Source organism: Pseudarthrobacter sp. TE3704, assembly GCF_056279405.1.
Window position 1 is genome coordinate 133471 of the sequence record NZ_JBWCCJ010000005.1, and the last position, 17083, is coordinate 150553.

16 protein-coding genes are annotated in these 17083 nt (G+C 61.0%); 3 read left to right on the plus strand and 13 right to left on the minus strand.

Annotation, left to right across the window (positions count from 1 at the left end):
• Positions 1-156: 156 nt before the first annotated feature.
• The 6 genes from ACZ9BC_RS14820 to ACZ9BC_RS14845 all read right to left on the minus strand — a co-directional run bounded on the left by ACZ9BC_RS14820 (position 157) and on the right by ACZ9BC_RS14845 (position 7071).
• On the minus strand, positions 157-669 hold the full coding sequence (locus tag ACZ9BC_RS14820; protein ID WP_476246605.1) for a hypothetical protein: 513 nt from the start codon (positions 667-669) through the stop codon (positions 157-159).
• On the minus strand, positions 656-2251 hold the full coding sequence (locus ACZ9BC_RS14825) for a type IV secretory system conjugative DNA transfer family protein (protein ID WP_476246606.1): 1596 nt from the start codon (positions 2249-2251) through the stop codon (positions 656-658). The genes ACZ9BC_RS14820 and ACZ9BC_RS14825 overlap by 14 nt, the downstream gene beginning before the upstream one ends.
• A gap of 224 nt (positions 2252-2475) precedes the next feature.
• The gene (locus ACZ9BC_RS14830; protein WP_156642152.1) at positions 2476-3690 is read right to left on the minus strand and encodes an ATP-binding protein; all 1215 of its coding nucleotides are present in this window, start codon (positions 3688-3690) and stop codon (positions 2476-2478) included.
• A 227-nt stretch (positions 3691-3917) separates the two neighbouring features.
• The gene (locus tag ACZ9BC_RS14835) at positions 3918-5414 is read right to left on the minus strand and encodes an SCO6880 family protein (RefSeq protein WP_476246607.1); all 1497 of its coding nucleotides are present in this window, start codon (positions 5412-5414) and stop codon (positions 3918-3920) included.
• A complete protein-coding gene (locus ACZ9BC_RS14840; RefSeq protein WP_476246608.1) occupies positions 5407-6729 on the minus strand; it encodes a proline-rich domain-containing protein in 1323 nt (440 codons plus the stop codon). The genes ACZ9BC_RS14835 and ACZ9BC_RS14840 overlap by 8 nt, the downstream gene beginning before the upstream one ends.
• A 54-nt stretch (positions 6730-6783) precedes the next feature.
• The gene (locus tag ACZ9BC_RS14845) at positions 6784-7071 is read right to left on the minus strand and encodes a hypothetical protein (RefSeq protein WP_056084497.1); all 288 of its coding nucleotides are present in this window, start codon (positions 7069-7071) and stop codon (positions 6784-6786) included.
• A 350-nt stretch (positions 7072-7421) separates the two neighbouring features.
• Between ACZ9BC_RS14845 and ACZ9BC_RS14850 the strand changes: the two genes are divergently transcribed.
• A complete protein-coding gene (locus tag ACZ9BC_RS14850; RefSeq protein ID WP_476246609.1) occupies positions 7422-9080 on the plus strand; it encodes a DUF5677 domain-containing protein in 1659 nt (552 codons plus the stop codon).
• A gap of 483 nt (positions 9081-9563) precedes the next feature.
• On the opposite strand, the gene ACZ9BC_RS14855 is transcribed toward ACZ9BC_RS14850, so the two are convergent.
• Positions 9564-10457: a C40 family peptidase gene (locus tag ACZ9BC_RS14855; RefSeq protein WP_476246610.1), complete on the minus strand. Its 894-nt coding sequence runs from the start codon at positions 10455-10457 to the stop codon at positions 9564-9566.
• 976 nt (positions 10458-11433) lie between these two features.
• Positions 11434-12333, minus strand: a complete 900-nt coding sequence (locus ACZ9BC_RS14860; RefSeq protein ID WP_476246611.1) for an RNA polymerase sigma factor — start codon at positions 12331-12333, stop codon at positions 11434-11436.
• A 186-nt stretch (positions 12334-12519) separates the two neighbouring features.
• On the opposite strand from ACZ9BC_RS14860, the gene ACZ9BC_RS14865 reads away from it, so the two are divergent.
• Entirely contained in the window at positions 12520-12843 is a 324-nt protein-coding gene (locus ACZ9BC_RS14865; RefSeq protein WP_476246612.1) for an ArsR/SmtB family transcription factor, read from the plus strand.
• Between the two features lie 31 nt (positions 12844-12874).
• On the opposite strand, the gene ACZ9BC_RS14870 is transcribed toward ACZ9BC_RS14865, so the two are convergent.
• Positions 12875-13348 (minus strand): hypothetical protein, encoded by a 474-nt coding sequence (locus ACZ9BC_RS14870; protein WP_476246613.1) that lies wholly within the window; start codon positions 13346-13348, stop codon positions 12875-12877.
• Between the two features lie 242 nt (positions 13349-13590).
• Between ACZ9BC_RS14870 and ACZ9BC_RS14875 the strand changes: the two genes are divergently transcribed.
• Positions 13591-13914: a helix-turn-helix domain-containing protein gene (locus ACZ9BC_RS14875; protein ID WP_476246812.1), complete on the plus strand. Its 324-nt coding sequence runs from the start codon at positions 13591-13593 to the stop codon at positions 13912-13914.
• On the opposite strand, the gene ACZ9BC_RS14880 is transcribed toward ACZ9BC_RS14875, so the two are convergent.
• The 4 genes from ACZ9BC_RS14880 to ACZ9BC_RS14895 all read right to left on the minus strand — a co-directional run bounded on the left by ACZ9BC_RS14880 (position 13806) and on the right by ACZ9BC_RS14895 (position 16923).
• On the minus strand, positions 13806-14690 hold the full coding sequence (locus ACZ9BC_RS14880) for an alpha/beta hydrolase family protein (RefSeq protein ID WP_476246614.1): 885 nt from the start codon (positions 14688-14690) through the stop codon (positions 13806-13808). The two genes, ACZ9BC_RS14875 and ACZ9BC_RS14880, sit on opposite strands and share 109 nt — an antisense overlap.
• Before the next feature lie 277 nt (positions 14691-14967).
• Positions 14968-15411: a hypothetical protein gene (locus tag ACZ9BC_RS14885; protein ID WP_476246615.1), complete on the minus strand. Its 444-nt coding sequence runs from the start codon at positions 15409-15411 to the stop codon at positions 14968-14970.
• Complete coding sequence (locus tag ACZ9BC_RS14890; protein ID WP_476246616.1) at positions 15401-16438, minus strand: hypothetical protein; 1038 nt, start codon at positions 16436-16438, stop codon at positions 15401-15403. Before ACZ9BC_RS14890 ends, ACZ9BC_RS14885 begins: the two co-directional genes overlap by 11 nt.
• The gene (locus ACZ9BC_RS14895) at positions 16435-16923 is read right to left on the minus strand and encodes a hypothetical protein (RefSeq protein WP_354147519.1); all 489 of its coding nucleotides are present in this window, start codon (positions 16921-16923) and stop codon (positions 16435-16437) included. The genes ACZ9BC_RS14890 and ACZ9BC_RS14895 overlap by 4 nt, the downstream gene beginning before the upstream one ends.
• Positions 16924-17083 lie beyond the last annotated feature (160 nt).

A 17083-nucleotide genomic window follows, 5' to 3' on the forward strand; every position in this document is an offset into this window, starting at 1 on the left:
AGCGCCCGGTCCTTCCAGAGCAGTGTTCTGGGCAGACGGGATGGCGGACGGAACTTCAGATCTAGCGGCCACGACAGCCACCCTTCATGCTTCTTGGACCGCAGCATTGCTGCGTAGACATCAGTTCATGGTTGTGTGACGCACGAGCGACATGACTCAGAAGTCAGGAACCAGCTGATGAGCGGCCTTACACCACTCGAGAAAGGCAGGGTCGTCGTTAGCCAGAATCCTCACTGACGGTTCCTTGTGCAGCTGCAGCCCAACGCATCCTGCAGTCCTGGTATGGGTCCTCAGGCGTTCGACGGCGTGCGGGAGCCTTTCATGAAAGGCGAGCGGGCCGAAGCCCGGATCATCCGGCGTGTAGGACGCAAGCTCCGCGCGCTGCAGCGCATATAGCTCGGCCACCGTCTCGGGGTGACGCCACCAGCAGTCCGGAACGACCGACGTCGTCAGTTGGTACGTCGCCACAAGCCACCTCACCCACGAGAAAAGAGAATTCCACGCGTCCTGCGACTGCTCTGGCGTCATCTCCCGCCAACGGCGGGTCACCGTCTTGGAGCCCGCAGCTGGAGAAAAAGCCGATCTGAATAACTGTGCGGTGATCTCGTCATCTCCGAAGGAACCCGAGGACGGCACATCGAATTCGTCAGTGTCGTTATTGCTCCGCATCCGGTGCTCCTTCGGCCTTTTGCTGACGTTCCCTGTGCCCGGCAGCCAATACCCGTTCCATTTCTGCCTTCAGGCGGCGGAGCTCCCCTGCGTCCTTTCGTTTGTGCCACTCAAGCAGGTCCAACAGGATGGGCCGGGTGCGTCGGCCGAGCATGAGCGCAGTGCCCACGGGCAGGCGTCGAATCTCATCCAGGGCGATCACCGGACTTTCGCGTATCTGCTCACCGTCCTGCCGGCCCTGCGAGGACCAGGACCGGGTGGTGAGGGTGAGGCTCCGCTCCCCCAGCAACCCTGCGAGTGAGCGCAGGTCCCGTTCGTCGGATCCGCCGCCAAAGATCACCTTGATGATGGCGGAGTCCCAAATGGTCGATGCCTCGTCTATGGACCAACCCGACCGGGCCTGGGATAGGGACTGCAGAACCACCAGTGTTGAGATCCCGATTCCGCCGCCGTCGGACAGCGCAACCGGGAGTCCAGGCCATGGTGCCAGATTGGCGATCTCGTCGAGGACCAGAGAAAGCGGCGGATCCAACCGGCCCCCGGGTGATACGAAGGCCATTTCCCGCGCTGCGTTGTCGATGTCATCGATCAGTGCGGATAGGTATGGTCCTGCAGCTGCAGCCCCGGCTCTAGTGCCAATCAGGTAGAGAGTCCCCCGGTCCCGGATGAAGGCCTTGGGATCGAACTCTTCCGACTCGTCCTGCGGATTCAGTGCAGCGAGCACTTTGGGCGAAGACAGTGGAGCCACCGCCGCCGAAACCCCAATCCACGAATTGGACGTATTCCGCGGGTCATCTTCCAGGATGCCCATTAGGTCGGCCTGCCAGCCAAGTGCAGCCCCCGGCCGGCTCAGCACCTCCAGCGCTTCCCGCGCGAGTATAGGGCTGGAAGACCAGCGCCGGAAAGCCGTCACTCCCTCGCCGCACAACGCTGCAGCATGCAGCAGACACTGAAGTACTATCAGCGAGCGCTTCTGCCACGCTGCGTTCTCGCCCTTCATCTCAGTGTCCGCGGTGATGACCAACGCCCGCCGGGTAGCGATGTCCGGGTCCTCGCACCCGCGTACAGGTGACCAGCGAAGCGACGACGGAAGTCCTGACATACCCTGTGGATCAAAAACGGTGACGGGCCGGCCTCCGGATGCCCGTGCCTTCATCGTCACAACGAGGTTATCCGCGCGCGTTGATGTCGTGACCACAGCACCCGGCGCATCAAGGATGGCGTTGATGACCACATAAAGCCCCTTCCCGGATCGCGGAGCACCTTGAATCACCATCGACTCTTCCGTGGACACATGGACGGTGACACCGCGCGAGCGGCCCAGGGTCCACGACACGTCCTGCACGGAAGGGTTTGCGAGTCCCGGACGCGTGAACTTCCCTCTTTTCCGTACGGCCCTCGCCCCAAAGTCGTGAAGAATCTCCGCACGGCGGGCAACGCCGTCGCGGTTCAGGATGTCTTGGCGCAGCCAGCCGCCTGATTGCTTCCATCGCCGCCAAAGGACCACCGCACCGACGGCGAGCGCTCCAACCAGAAGGAGAGCCGGGGCCAGGACCCACCAGACGCTGTCTGTGCCGAGCACACAATCAGCTCGGCGAACAACGATCCATTCCATTCTGTTGGCGATTAGTCCGACGGCGGCCGCAGGGTTGAAGGGCGACGGCGGCATGGTGCCGCACTGCAAGGATCCAGCCACATGTGCTGCAGCCTGCACCACTGCGCAAAGACATACATAGGCTGCCGCGCCGACAAGGCCTGCGGTGACCAATGGGTTGTCGCTTGCCGCCCGCGAGCTCACTGGCCGTCTCACAGCATCCTGTCGTCGGTCCCGAAAACAGCGAGCTCGTCAGTGGTCACTCGGTTGGCAACGATGAAGGAGCGGTTGCCCACTTTCCAGAGACCGACGCCCTTCGGAAGGTTCTCGACATGCTCGCACTCCGCTTCGGTCAGGCCGAGCGCTTCCTTGGTCAGGCGCATCGCATCGTGCTTTTGCCGGTAAATGACCCTTGTGTCAGCCTCGGTCAGCAAGCCCAGTGCTTTCTGTCTGTGTCCACTCGTGCTGTCACCGATCTCGTTGAGGTCGGCGACCTTGTGCATGATGAGCAGGTTTGCGATCCCGTAGGTTCTGGCGAGTCGCCACTGTTCGCTCATCTTGGCCAACATGTACGGGTCTGCGAGCATCCGCCACCCCTCGTCGTACACCACAAGCCGCTTCCCGCCGTCGGGATTGGTGATCGCGGCTTCCAACCACGTGGCGCCGCAGGCCGCGGCCAACGAGAGGGCCTGCTCCGACGCCCCTATTAGCGCTGAGGTGTCCATCACCATCATCGGAGCGTCAGCGTCGAAGGCCACAGTGGATGGAGCATCGAACATTCCTTCAAGATCACCGGACACGGTACGTCTCAGGGAATGGCTGACGGCGGTTGCTCCGTCTGTACCGACCAGGGCGGTCATCTCCTTCGACGGTTTGAGGAGGTGGTCCAGCACCATGGGCAGAGTCGGGTTCGAGTTCTCGGCCATGGTTTCCATGAGGGCGATGTCCAAGGCGGTGTGCTCCACGGGCCGAAGGGGCGTGCCTTGCCGCATGAGCGAGACCAAGGCCCCGAGGAGATACCGACGCCGTTGCCTCACCACCGCTTGCCACTGAGCCTCGGTCAGGGCAGTGGAACGGGGACCGGCGTCGAGGGGATTCACCCTTGCAGGGCGGCCCGGGCCGATGGAAATGACCTTGCCGCCAACAGCCGCCGCTACAGCAACCCACTCGCCCTTGGGATCAGACGCGACAGCCGCCTTTCGTCCCAGGGTGATTGACCGCGTTACCAGCGACTTGCCGCACATTGACTTGCCGGTGCCGACCGTCCCGATCACAACGATGGACGGACCGCTGATGATCCCCTTGTCGTACAGGATCCACGGATCGTAGGAGAAGGCCCCGGACCCGAAAACGTCCGTGCCGATGTACGTTCCCTCGTGCCCCAGACCCGACTCTGTAAGGAACGGGTAAGCGGCCGCAAACGTCATGGTCGATGCCCGGTGGGGCGCCGGGCGCAGCCGATGAGGACCCCGCAGGGAGTTCGGCTCGTTGCTCCCCCAGTCACCAGCAAGGCGAAACCCGTGCGGGTCGAACGGCCTGTCCCCGCCCGTGGCACTCGCCCACGCTGCAGGGGGTGGTGCCGGCCGCCGTCGCGCTTTCCGTTCCGTTCGGTTCTTTCCCGACGGCAGGTACTCGAAGCTTTTCAATGCCTGTTTCAACGCAGTCCCCTTCCAAGCGGCAGGCCGCCGGCGACAAACGCGGCCCATTGTTGTCCGTAGAGAAGCCGTAGCTCAACGAATGCTCCGGCCGCAGCGGACTCAAGTTCCTGGCGATGCCGTGACAGGTCCTCCAGCGAGGTCGCCGTGACGGTGATGTAGGCCGCCGGGCGGACGTCACCATGTCCGGCGACGATCTCTTCCTCCCTCTGGATCACTTCTTCTTCCTCGGCTTTTTGCTCGCGGGTGAGAGGCCTGTCGAAGCGGGCGTTGATGCGACGGCGGGTCTCATGCGCTTCCTGGGCGGAGCGGATATCACGGAGGGCTTCAGCGGTAGGCACTGCCCGGATGACTTCGGTGAATGTGTGCCGGAATTCGCCAACATAGATCAGCGGATGCAGGAAGCCCGGGAAGGCTCTCTGACGCGGCCATTCAGCGATCCAGAAAGTTTGGTGAAACCCTGTGTCAGTCCGCAGGTACGTCCAGTGTTCCTCAACGGCCATCGGCCCGTGTCGGTGGACGGTGACCGTCTGCTTATTTGCCGGTTCGTCCGACGGCGGGGCTGCCGCCACCGGCGCTTTGGGGGCGGGCAAAGCAGCGGGATCGAAGGCCCCACGGATGATGCTTAGCAGTCCGGGTTCACGAACCCACTCTTCTACCTTCACGCTGTGGGTACCGAGCGACGTTTTCATCGCCTCGACTTCCAGCCGCAGGACGTGTTCCAGGCCAACCGGTCCTCCACCCGACTCCCTGATCCGTCGTCGAGCTTTGCTCGTGTCCAGGACAACCGCTACGAGGAGTTCGTGGCTCATGGTTGATCCGGCTGCACCGAGCAAGTCCTCATACGCGCGTTGTCCCCACGCAGCCTTCTCGCCAGCCTGTGCCGGCATGGCGTTGTCTTTGTAAAATTCCCAGAGCGCCGACGACGGGTAGGGCACTGTGTAATCCTGGACCGCGATCCTGGCCACGCCTGGCCGTTGGGCCATGCCGGCTTGCACACGTGACCAGGCTTGGACAGCCCACGCTTTGTCGTCTGCGTCCAGGAGCGCAAAAGACCTCGTGCTGCAGCGCAACACCGCGATCGCCTCCCGGCCAGGGCGGTCGACCATGAAGCACTCACCACTGGCCGTTGTTCTGATCTCCAGATTGCCGAGGCCGCCCGGAAGAGCGAGCCGACCAGCAAGTTGCGGAACCTGGGGCTTTGCAAGGAACCGTGTTTGTCCTGCCGTTGCCCGGTAGAAGAACACAACGAGTTGTTTCGCCCATACCGGATAAGGGATGCGGGAATACTGCAGGAGCCCGAGCAGCATAAGCCCAAGCCAGAGGGGGCCGGAGGAAAAAAGGCCAACCGGCCCACTACTAGCAGAAGCAACGACGGCAACTGCCCCGCCCCCTGCAACTATCAGCAACTGGTACCACTTGAGGCCAAGGAAGAACCCGCGGCGCTCGTATCTCGGGAATTTGACGGCCTCAAGAGCACGAGCATCTTCAGACATGTGGGTTTCCTCCGTTCGGAGGGTTGATTCTTGGTGGTTGGGGTTTCGGAGGCCGCGCCCTCGAAGGGTCCGGTGCGCTTTCGTTGGGATGCGCTCGCGGTTCGGCGCCTCCGAGTGAGGCCTGGCGCGCGTTTGCTGGGGCAGGCCCGCCTTTTTCCTGAGGATCTACGCGCACCAAGCCCTGCTGCGACCCTGGTGAGTGCAGGGTGTTCGGAGCTCCTGTCGAGGGCCCGCTTTTCAGGGACAATTGGCCCCCGTCGCCTTGGTTCGACGGCATCCCGGACCGGACAGCGGGTGCCAGCGCTTGAGTCGGGAAAATACTGCGGCTTGAGCTGATGGGGCGAGTCATTGCAGAACGACTTACCAGGCTCGCGAGTGTAAGGCGGCCCCCTGTCTGCCTACTGATCTGCCGAGCCGCCACACTACTGCTGCGGGACAGAACATGGCCGCCGCCGGCCGTTTGGGCCGCTGCCGCGAGTTCCCCGCCAGCGAAGCTAACCAATCGCAGGGCCATCAAAGGGGCGCCGCAGGCAAGCGCCATACCCACCGTTCCGGCTGCCAATCCGGCAAAGGACTTGGACTCTGCAAAGAGCTTCACCGCAACGGCCAAGACCGTTGCTGCTAAGGGTTTCGCCAACACCAGGGCAATGACCACCTCGCACCAGCGGCGTGCCCAGGATTTTGTCTTGTCCCAGGGCAGCAGCATCAGGGCCACCGGCGCGACGGCCGCTAACACGACGAGCGCAAAGGAACGGAAGATCATTGAGCACATCAGGATGAAGGCAAGGATCCACACGACAATAACTGCCATCACTGTCACGACGACGGCACCGGCTGGGCCCACTGTCGTCCCAGGTGCCAGCGAGACCAAGTTCCATTCACGACCACTTCCTTCTGGTGCCCGTTCAAATCCGAAAAGCCTCATGAACACGAGGTAGGGGTCCGAACCAATCGATTCGAGCAGCGCGGCTGAGGCTAAGTCGCTAGCCCGCGTCAGTTGCCGGACGAGATACACTGCAGCACCGACAAGTGGAATGGCGGCAGCGCCACCGAGCATCGCACGGCCAATCCGTCTCGGCTGCTGGCTTACCAGGCCCGATAAGACTTGGAGGATCATCACGACGACGAGGGGCGTCATCATGACGACGACCCACCAGCTCGTCAGCCCCTCTATCGACAGCCATTGGGAGTCGTCGATGTCCGACACTGAGAAGGCGCCAGTGATGAAGGCCCAAAGCCACGACGCCATGTTTTGAAGGATGTTGGCGAAGAGAGAAGTGACCGCGCCCATGGCGTTGTCGTTCGCTTGTGACACCAAGCCACAGCCGGGCGGCCACCATCCATTGAGGTCGCACTCAACAGGCATGAGTTAAAACCCAAGAGGAAAGGCGGTCTGTGACCAGAGGATGTAGCCGTTGATGCCGCCAAGAATGGCAGCGACGGGACCCGTCCAAAGGAGGATCACGCCACCACCGGAGGCAAGTCGTGACGACTGGCTAAGTTTGCCGGCCAGCAGCATCGCGGCACCGATGATGGCCACGATGGCAATGATGATGAAGGCACCGACGAGGATGCCGCCGCCGATCTGCTTGAGCGATTCAAGGAAGGGAAAGCTCGCGTTAGGGGTAATCCCCGGGTCCACGGCTGCGAAAAACATTGGTGCTCCGTCCGTTGTATTCCATGGAGTGAGCAGATGAGCTCACGGGTTCATGGAAGTTGTCGGCGACAGCGACATGACTCCACCAGCGAGCACCCTCTCACGAGCGGCAAAAGCACCAGACGTGCCGGCTGTAGCAGCGCGGACGTCCCCTCTCGCGATTTCGACGTTGGCGTTGCCGTGGTAAAAGACAAGAACTGAGCCTGCGAATTGGAACTGACGTGCGGACTTGACGAGTCACGTGAGAGTCGGCCGCGCTCGACCCACCAAGATCCGGTCAAACACACCATATGGTTGTCCAGTGGCGCCAAGGGGCACACCCTGTCGGACACAGAAGGTAGGTTGTTGCCATGAGCGCCCCGAAGCCAAATCAGCAGACTGGACCGATGGCGGGCCACGTAAGGAAGGGCCGCGTCTACAAGCCGCCGCTCGCCGCGACCAACGTGCTGCGAATCGAGGACTGGTTCAAGGACGACCTTCCGGACCTGCTCTGGCCAGCGCTCGTCCTCGCGGAGCAAGGCAACGAGAGTGTTAACCGCTTCATCAAGTGGCAGAAGGCAGTGCAGGCCGGACTTGCTCACCATGGGGAAGCCGCCCTTGTCGCGGAGTTGTTGGATGGGCGTCTGACACACCTTGCAGATCTTGCCGAAAAGTTCCCAGGCGCGGCTGACATCATCGTCGAGACGGCAAGCCGCCATGGCCTACTTTCAGAGGGCGTCCGTCGTGCGCTTCGCTCCTATCCGTTTATGCCAGTTCCCTGGCTCATGGGTAACTCCGAGAACAGAGCCCCTGAACTGGCCGAGCTGCAACTGGTCCGCGACGCTCTGCTCGGTGTGCTCCAGGACGGTCACCGTGAAGCGCTCATCAAATGCTTCCGGACCTGGAGCGCCGTCCAGGCAGGTACCTTTAGTACGGACGCAGAGACCATCAGGCTCCTGAAGCACTACCCGGGCGACGCTCGCACCCGATCCGCGGCAGACTCTGTGGTGCGAGCCGGTTGGGGTGCCCACAGGGGCGCTGTGCTGATTAAGGATCCAAATCATTTTGAGCACGCGATCAAGTGGGCGCGTGTGTTCTGGGGCGCGAACTCGATGACATCCCAATGTATTCGCGAGCGCGAGACGGAAGGTACCGACATGGATAGTACCGGACAAGACGGGCATAACAACGACGAACAGACTTCAAATGTCGGGCTTGCCGAAGCGGCCGCTCCGACTCCCCTACCCGCCGACGGAGCGAACTTTCGCCAGTTCACAATGGATGTGTTGAGCAGCTTCATAGAGGCACTCGAAACGGCCCCCGCGCGTCTGTATGAAAAGGAACGACAGGAGGTGATCTCGGGACTCGTGGCCCGTGCAGGGCGCGACCTCATCGCGGTGCTAACTGCTCCCGATCTTTGGTGCATGGAACATGGTGCGCACATCGTTCGCATGCTGGTGGAGACGAAGATCTACCTGCACTGGATGGCCCTCCAGGATCCATCCATATACCGAGAGTTCCAAGAGTACGGCGCGGGCAAGGCCAAGCTCTATGCTCGAATTTCAGAAGAGGTGCCCACAGAAGCACGTACTGCTGGATTTCTTGAGGCGGTCGAGGAGATTAAACGGCTTAGTCACAACCACGACGTCCTGGACCACCGCATTGTTGACACACGGGACACATTCGCCGGCGGGAAATCGATCCGGGCAATGGCCGAGGAAGCCGACCTCCTGGACTTTTACCGGCAGGCCTACTCGCTCGCCAGCGGAGTCGCCCACTCGGAGTGGTGGTCCGTCGAGACACATGCCATGGAGCCCTGCCTGAACGTACTCCACGGCCGGCACCTCGTCCCCAGCATGTCGCTGAGCTTCGGAGGCAATGTTGCGCTCGCTTCTTCCTGGTTGGACCAGTTCTACTCGCTCGTCCGCACGGCATTGTCCATTCTCGGAACTGATCATGATGCGGTGTCTAAGGCCTTTGCTTGGCTCGATGAGTCCGCGGGGGATACGCCTTCATCAGAGTCCTCGTGACCTCGAGGTGCGTGGGCTGCTCCGCCGTTCCGTTTGCTCAGCTCAAACGCAGGCTTAGGGGACGAGCACAGCGTCCGCACCTCATGTCTTCGGATCGCTGGTCTTTTTGGCCCGGTCGTCAGTTGTCGACATCATCGTGCTCGGAGAAGAATGCATGTCCTCCATTAGCGAGCAGAAGGCCGCTCGCGGTGCGGCCAGACCTTGTACTGAGCGGCACCAGGCCAGGTACTTCTTCACGAATGGCTCCGACCAGATGAATGAGTGGGCCTAGAGGGGTGAGCGCCCATCTCACCAGTAATGCATATGCGTGACCTGAAGATCGTCAGAGTCCGAGCCAGCTATTGGCGTGGTAGCGAAAGTGCGGTCACTGCTCCTTCAGGATCCGCAGCATAAGGCTACTGGCCCGGGCGCTCCGTTTGACCATCGAACCCGACGTTCGCCCTCACCGCCTTCCACCAGGCGGACAGTGCTGGAATCTGAGTGTCAGCCTCCCCGACCTAACAGGTCGAAGTACGCCGCACCAGGATTCCAGTTCACGGGATGCAGCAGCGTCCCTACCGCAGGATTCAAAGCGCTCCACATCATTCCGTCGCCCGCGTAGATGCCGACATGTCCCCAGTTGTCGGGTCCCTGCGGATTTTGGACAACGAGATCTCCCGGTTGAGGATCCTCGGTTCGGACACCGACCCGCCACTGTTCTACTCTCGGCAACTCGATACCCGCTTGCCTGTAAATCCACTGCACGTAGCCAGAGCAATCCCAGGCTTTGAAGGCAGTGCCGCCCCAGACATATCTTCCGCCCAAGCCTTCCTGCGTGAACCTCAGAATGTCCTGACGCAGCTGGCTCAGGTTAAGGGAAGATGCCCCAGGCCGCGGCGCTGGTGACGAATCTGCACAAGAGGCAAGAGCAGTGCCGCCCTCAAGCGCAGCAACGATTGCCGTTGCCGCAGGCTCCCAACGTGCATACAGTTCAGGAAAAGCAGACACCTGGACGGCTTGCGCCGCCAAACCTTTGTCCATTGCCTGCCAACCGGGAACGTCCAGCAGTCCTCGCGGACTTCCGCGATTCGGTCCAGACGGACCCCCGTAGAAGGCACGCGCGTTATAAGTGGCGTCCATCAGCTGCTCAACCGTCCCCCAACCTGCCGCCGGACGCTGCTGAGCTGAACCGATCGAGTCATGGTCACGTCCAACGCCGTCGTTTGGGAACTGCAGTGAAGCCGGCACGCTGGGGTTCGCGAGCATGCGCAGACTTGACTCCTGCAGCGCCATCATGATGGCAATGATCTGGCCGGACCGCGGTATTCCAACCTGCTTGCCGACCGCGATGTATGTCCGCGCAACGCTCTCCTGCCGAGGGGTCAGCTCGTAAAGCAAGCGCCCAGCATTCCGAACTTCCAAGCCAGCACCAGCCACGCCAGGCGCAGTCGCCACCTCGGATCCCGCAGGCGTACAGGTAACTGCAGATTGGCGCGCCATACCACTTAGCACCGCCACGCCTCCGGCAAATGCCACGGCGCCAACAAGCAGAGCGAGGAAAGCGGCCGCCGATAGGACCTTCACCAATTCTCGGCGCCGCATGAGCCCTGCGACCGCCATCAGAGCAGCCACTAGTAGACGATTCGCTCTGCGGTCGCGTAGAAGGCAACCAAGGCGCAGCGCCCAGATGGAGCGGTGGTGGCAGGAGGACAGTTGACCATCACCGTGACAGGTGCCGCATAGGCACTTTTGCCGTTACTAGACTCGTCCACAACTTGCACCGTCACCGTGCATACATGAAGGCCCTCCCACGGGGCCGGATACTCCTGCACTTTGGCCAATTCGAGATCGCAGCGCAGGGACTCAGCGGTGCCGCTTCGGCGAGCGGACTGGTCTGCCAGGGTGGTGAACGCCCCCGCTGTCACGCCTGTCCCTTCCAACTCTCGAACCAGCACCGATAAGGGATTCGATCCATCCGGCAGTAACTCCCACCACGACCGCACCTTGGAATATACATCTGAGTACGACGACGAACGGCTGTCCCAGCTATAGATTCCCTTTGCTGCCGCTAGAGCGAGCGCCCGGTAATCGCGGGTACGTGGCAGAACGTCCAGCGTTGCCTCCGCCGTAACGATCGCCTCGTCCGGAACACCGGACCTACTGCCTGGTGCGGTGGATGTGCCTGATGGCTTCACCGTTGGAAGCGCGGTTGCCGACGTGGTCGGCGGGAGCGGTCCACTGGGGCTACCGGCAGGCCAAAGCAGGAAGACTGCACTAATCATGAGCAGGGCAACGAGCCCTGCAGCCCACCACTCCCGGCGACCGGCTCTACGGAACCAATTCATGGCCGGCTCCAGTGAACGACAGCCATGACCTAAAAGGCCGGCCTGTTCACTTCGTGCTGAAGCACGCGCCAAGCTGTTTGGTACAGCTGCCGGGCAAACCCGATATTCACCGCGATGTACCTCTCAGTGACGCCGAGTTCACAGGCAAGAGCAGCCATCTGGGCGGACCTGTCCAGTCCTCGCAGGCCCGGACGGACGATAGTCTCCGCGACGCTCCGAAGGATGTTTGTGGGAAGGCACTTTGCAGCGCACCGGCAGAGATCGTCGAAGCCTAGTCCGGGTTCGGGGTGGCAGTTCAATGCCGTGTTGATTGTCTTAGCGGTCTGACGAACGACGGTTACGGCATGCCAGCGACGCCGATCCTTGGGAGACGGAGGTCCGTAATGCCTCGGCCCCGTGAGGCTGGATACGGCAAGCCTCCAGGTTTCCTCACTGACGTTGCGCTGAACCAGGCCCAGCATGGCGTGCGCCCAGGCCTGATCAACATAGTTATCGACGTCGTTTCCTGACGCCCCAGCATGGACGACAGCAAGGAGTTCCGGTGAGCTTTCCGTCGTCGTGAAGTCAACAAGCAAGGGCAACGTTTGATGGCTAAGCTCGCGCCGGATATGGGCAGCGCAGATCTTATTGCAGACACCTTGGACCCACGCTTCAAACGGGATGCCGGGCAGCTCCCGGTAGCGTCCCCGCGCAACACCGTCCCAAACGGCGACCCGGATGTCCTGCATGACGTCGTCCACGTCGCAGGCTCGCCCGATCCGTGTGAGGCGGGAAACGACGTAACGGTGCACCCCATCAACCGCGACCATGATTCGGTCGATCTGGATGACGGGCTCTCCCGGCGGAGGTGCGCTTCGCAAGGAGACATCAACGTCAGCGACCGTCTCTGGTCCCTTTGTAGATTGATACGCCTTGGCTTCAATTTCCATGGCTTCACCGCTTTGACTGTTCAGATCGAGTAGTTCGCAGAGTCGCGCAAACGGCCACCCCGGTTAGTGGATGCGGAGATCCAACAACGATCAGAAGAAGCTATAGGAATTATTGTCGAAGATAATTAAAGTATCGTCAAGAGTGCTGTTCTTACTTTTTGCGCTGCCTTCGGGAAGAATGACTTTATGCCGAGAATTACGCAGCCTCACGATGCCGCCTGGTCGGTCGACGTCGAAGCTGCCGTCGCAACCTTCGGCAACCGGGCGCGAAACGAAATTCTTCGATTCCTCACGGCCAGCGGGCCGGCGACGCGCGGGGATATCGTCGCTGCTGTCAGCGCGGGCGATCCCAGCGTGGCAAAGCACCTGGCCGCGCTCGAAGAGGCAGGCGTGGTGATGGTCGACGTCGAGCCTGGACGTAGGCACGGACGGTCACCGCGGTATTCGGCGAACCCCGTCCGGATCAAGGAACTGCTCGACGCTCACCTTAAGTACTTGCTGGAAAAGTAGCCGCAATGGCTTGGAAAGATGAGCCCGACGTTTAGTCTGCGCGCTCGGGCGCCTCATCCGCGTCCAACTGTGGACCGGCCTCGGCCCTCTCCCCTTCTGGCCGTCGGCTGATGTCCTGATTCAAGTACTCTGTGATCGCCCGAAGTGTCTCGGGCGACACGTCACCAAGCGTCCGAGCCGCGAACGTCTTCACCCTCGCGGCGCGGAGAGATTTCACAAACTCAAGCTGAGAATCGATGCGCTCGGGAAGATCTGCGGCGTCGCTCCCCATCAGATATGCCGGATCCACATTGAAGATGTCGCACAAGGCGCCTAGAAGCGCGGGGTCGCTCACCAGCCTGCCTGTGCCGTCCTTCATGTAGAACCAGCGGGCTCTGGAAAGCTTGATGCCCTTCTCCGCCAGCTTCTGCTGGACTTCGCGGAACGTGACGGGTTGTCCTCGCTCTGCAACGACGACGTCAAGCAGCAGGTTGAGGCGGCGTGCAAGTTCGGCTTGGGGAGACAATTCCGCGCCTTCGAGACCTTCATCGCCTCCAGACACGCTTCACCTCCCGGACCAGACATGACTACCGTCAGCGAGTCACTAATTGTGCCCAGTATTGCCTTGACCAATCCCACATGCAATAAGCGGACTTCGTCCTTCCATCCGTATGTGGATGAGCGTATCGTTTTGCTGTAGACCCGTCTACAGCGGGCCACAAGCGATTCCCTCGTCACCTGATTGTGGTCTCCATGGCGAACATCTTGATGAACCGGACGCGAAGCCGCCTCATTCGCTATTTGGTCACCCATGGTCCCTCGACCTGCAGCGACGTCGCTGCAGCCCTCACCCTGTCTTCTTCCTCTGTCCGCAAACACCTCAGTCTTCTATGCGAGGCAGGCCTAGTCATCCTCGGTTCGGGAACGTATAAAGCGCGGCCGGATATGGTCGAAAGGGAGCTTGCGGACCTTGCGGCCACGTTTCAGTCAGCGGGCAGCGACTTCAGGAACCGTGTAACGGACGACTCCCACTTCTCGGCATCAGCGTTCCACTCGAGCGAATGCCCCGGAACATCGAAGCGAACCAACTGAACGAGGTCGAGTCGTAGCTCTGCGAATCGTTCAGAGGCTGCGACCGGTGTCGATTTGTCGTCGATCCCGTGCAATATGAGGGTCGGTGTCTTGAGGTCCCCGGCGCGGGTAACCCAGTCCAGCGCGGAGAGGTCAATGGATTGCTTGAGACCGGTGACCCAGCGGCCTACATCCGAGCCCAACATACACAGCCCAGCCCTGGCGATAGCTTCAGGCAACCCACTTGCACTCCCGTTAGACGTTAGAGTCTCGGCCCAATCCAGGACGGGAGCCACGAGCACCAGTCCGATGATCCGATCAGAGTGGGCTGAAAGATCTGCTGCACGCAGGGCCATCGAACCGCCCAGAGACCAACCGAATAACACGATCCGCTCGGCGCCGTGGTCCACCGCATAGTTGATGGCCGCTTCCACATCCAACCACTCATTCTGGCCCAATGAGTACCGGGAATCCTTCGACGGCGGCGCTTCGCCGTCGTTCCGGAACGACACGACCAGCGATGTGATGCCCAGTCTTCTCACAACAGGAACACCGCGAAGGGCACCGGCCCGCTTTCCACCCATACCATGCGCGTGGATGGCCCATGTCGACGACACCGGACCGGCGGCGGTCGGCGTGAATTTCCATGCAGGCGCCGTGCCGCCGTCGACCTGAATCTCCACGTCTTCAAAAGGCAGGCCCAGTTGCTCTGGTTTGGAGTACGCGTACCCACTCCAGATGCCGGCGGCAGCAGCGTGCAGGTCACCGGAGTCGACTCGCTCGACTAGTCGAGTCACTGTTGCCCCGCTGGCATCCTCAGCGATTACAGCCCCTATGCAGGCGTGGCCCTTCCCGTTGCCGAACCACAAGCTGTATCGGCCTGGCGCTCGCGTCAGTGGGGTCGCTGGCAGTTCAATCCTCAGGGATCCGTCCTCTCCCGAGAAGACTTGCCTGATGGGAAGATCCTCCCGACGTGTAGTGCTCGGCACCACCACCCTGCGCGCAAAGTAGGCAGCTCCCAGGAACGTCACCGAAGATGCGCATACGGCTGCAATGGCGAGAGGGCCCAGCATTCTAGGAGTCTTCATCTTCGCTCCTGACATGCTTGTCGATGACCTCCCTGAGCCGTGCCAGCGTTTCGGGAGACAACTCCTGCAATTGCCTTGCCGCGAAATTCTTGACGCGAGCTTCACGCATCGACCTAAGGAGGTTAAGCTGGGCTTCCACGAGTTCGGGTATCTCTGTTGAGTCATCCAGAAGGTATCGGCGATCCACGCCGAAGAATGCCGCGAGGTTCTGCAGCAGATCATGGTCCATAGCCAGGGAGCTGTCACCGCTTCGCATGTAGGCCCATCTTGACCGCGACAACGGCGTGCCATGCTGAGACATTGCTTCGCTGACTTCCCTGTAGGACAACGGCCCTGTTCCTCGGGACTCATACAAATCCAGCAAAAGGTTGATCTTGCGAGCGAGCCTGGCCTGCGGCGACTCCGAGGGTCCGACAGCATCATCTGCCACTTCGGTTCTTCCCCCTCCCCCACCGCGCCATGCCCAATCGACCACTCTGTGAGTCCCTATGGGACGCGAGGTAATTCTCTGTTCGAGTCAATGTTTGAAAATCAGCCTCATCCAGCAACCTAGCAGCAGCAGGATCCATCAGGAGAGCATCCTCGATCTCGACGAGCATCCGATGAAGCCTCCGCGTCTCTGGGTCTCCTCGCTCGATGACTCCAGTGGGCGTCGCCAGGCGTCCATCCTTGCGGGTAGCTGTCGCTTTCTCCCAGGTGGATGTGAGGTCCAGTAGCAAGCCAGATTGAGTCCTCTGTTGCGTTCGCTGAACGATCCGGCGCGCTACTGGTGGCAGGGCCAGTCCAGCAAACAGGAACAACATCGCCCCGACAAAACTGGTGTCGTAGACAGCCGCCAACTGCTGCATGGTCGACTGGTCTCCGAGAAGATGGGCTAGGTCCATTCCCAAGACTGAGAACACTACGACGAGAGCCAGGAAGCAGCCTATGCCAATGAGGGTGAAGGCGACACGAAAGTAGGAAGCGGCCATCCGCCGTCGGAATCTGAAGCACACATATCCGGTGACGCCAACGACCACCCCGATGTAAACAAACTGGATCGCGGAATAGAGGGCGGCAACAGGCTGGTCCCCGTAATCCAACATGAATTTGGTTGAGGACGCCGGTGCTTCAATGCGGAGGAATGCAAGGACCAGCCCCACGGTGACCAGACCCAAAATTAGGAGGCCGCGACGGTCTCTGCGCACAGGTGCATCGTTAAGTTCTGCAGCCCGGAGGATCGCCTGGGAAAGGAAATAGATTCCCACGACCATCAAAATGTTCGCGAAAAGATCCAGGAGGTTGTGGCCGCCGAGGGCTTGATCACCCGCGAGATAGATTGGATCGACATTCAGGGAGAGCGCGGTTGCAATCGCAACGGCGGCAACGAGGATGCTGTGGTCTTTCCTCGTGCGCGCGCCGGGCAGCAAGCACAGAACGAGGCCCCAGATGACCGCAGCCGTGACTGCCTGGATCACCCGAAGACCTGTTCAAATGATCTAGGCTCCAGGGTGCTGTCGCGGATAGCGCCGGCCAAAAGATCTGCGAGAGTCTCAGCTGCGGCCTCCAGGTCGTCGACGAAACTGCTCCGTGCCAAAGCTCGTGACACCATCTCTCCGTCAAGATTCGGGAAGAGGCTTGCTGCATAGTCGGAGGAAATTCCCAACTCATCGTGGCGCAGGATCATATGCCCAAGTTCATGAAGGATGAACTGCTGCCTATGGAGCGCTGAGTCGGTGACAGCGTGCAGAATGATTTCCCGGGTATCCGTCGATAACCAGAGACCGCAAACGGAAGTGCCGTTGAGGATCGTTGTGGCTTCGATCTCGATTCGACGCCGCCGTCGGGCGGCCACGATTACGATGAGCCTCTCCAGCGTCAGGTGGCTCGGTAGCCGCAGTGACACGAATGCCTCGGCCGCAACCTGAGCCGGCCCTTGTTCTTGCGATTTTTGCTGGTCCATACCGCCCCCTCCTCGCAGCGGACAGCAAGTGTGACGGCCGTTGACAGCTGCCACCGGAGTGCACCAGGCGCCCCAGCTTCAATTGAACGCCCCCGCTCTGGACATGTCCAGAGCGGGGAAAAACCTAAGAAATCCGCCAGGAACGACGAAACGACAAACT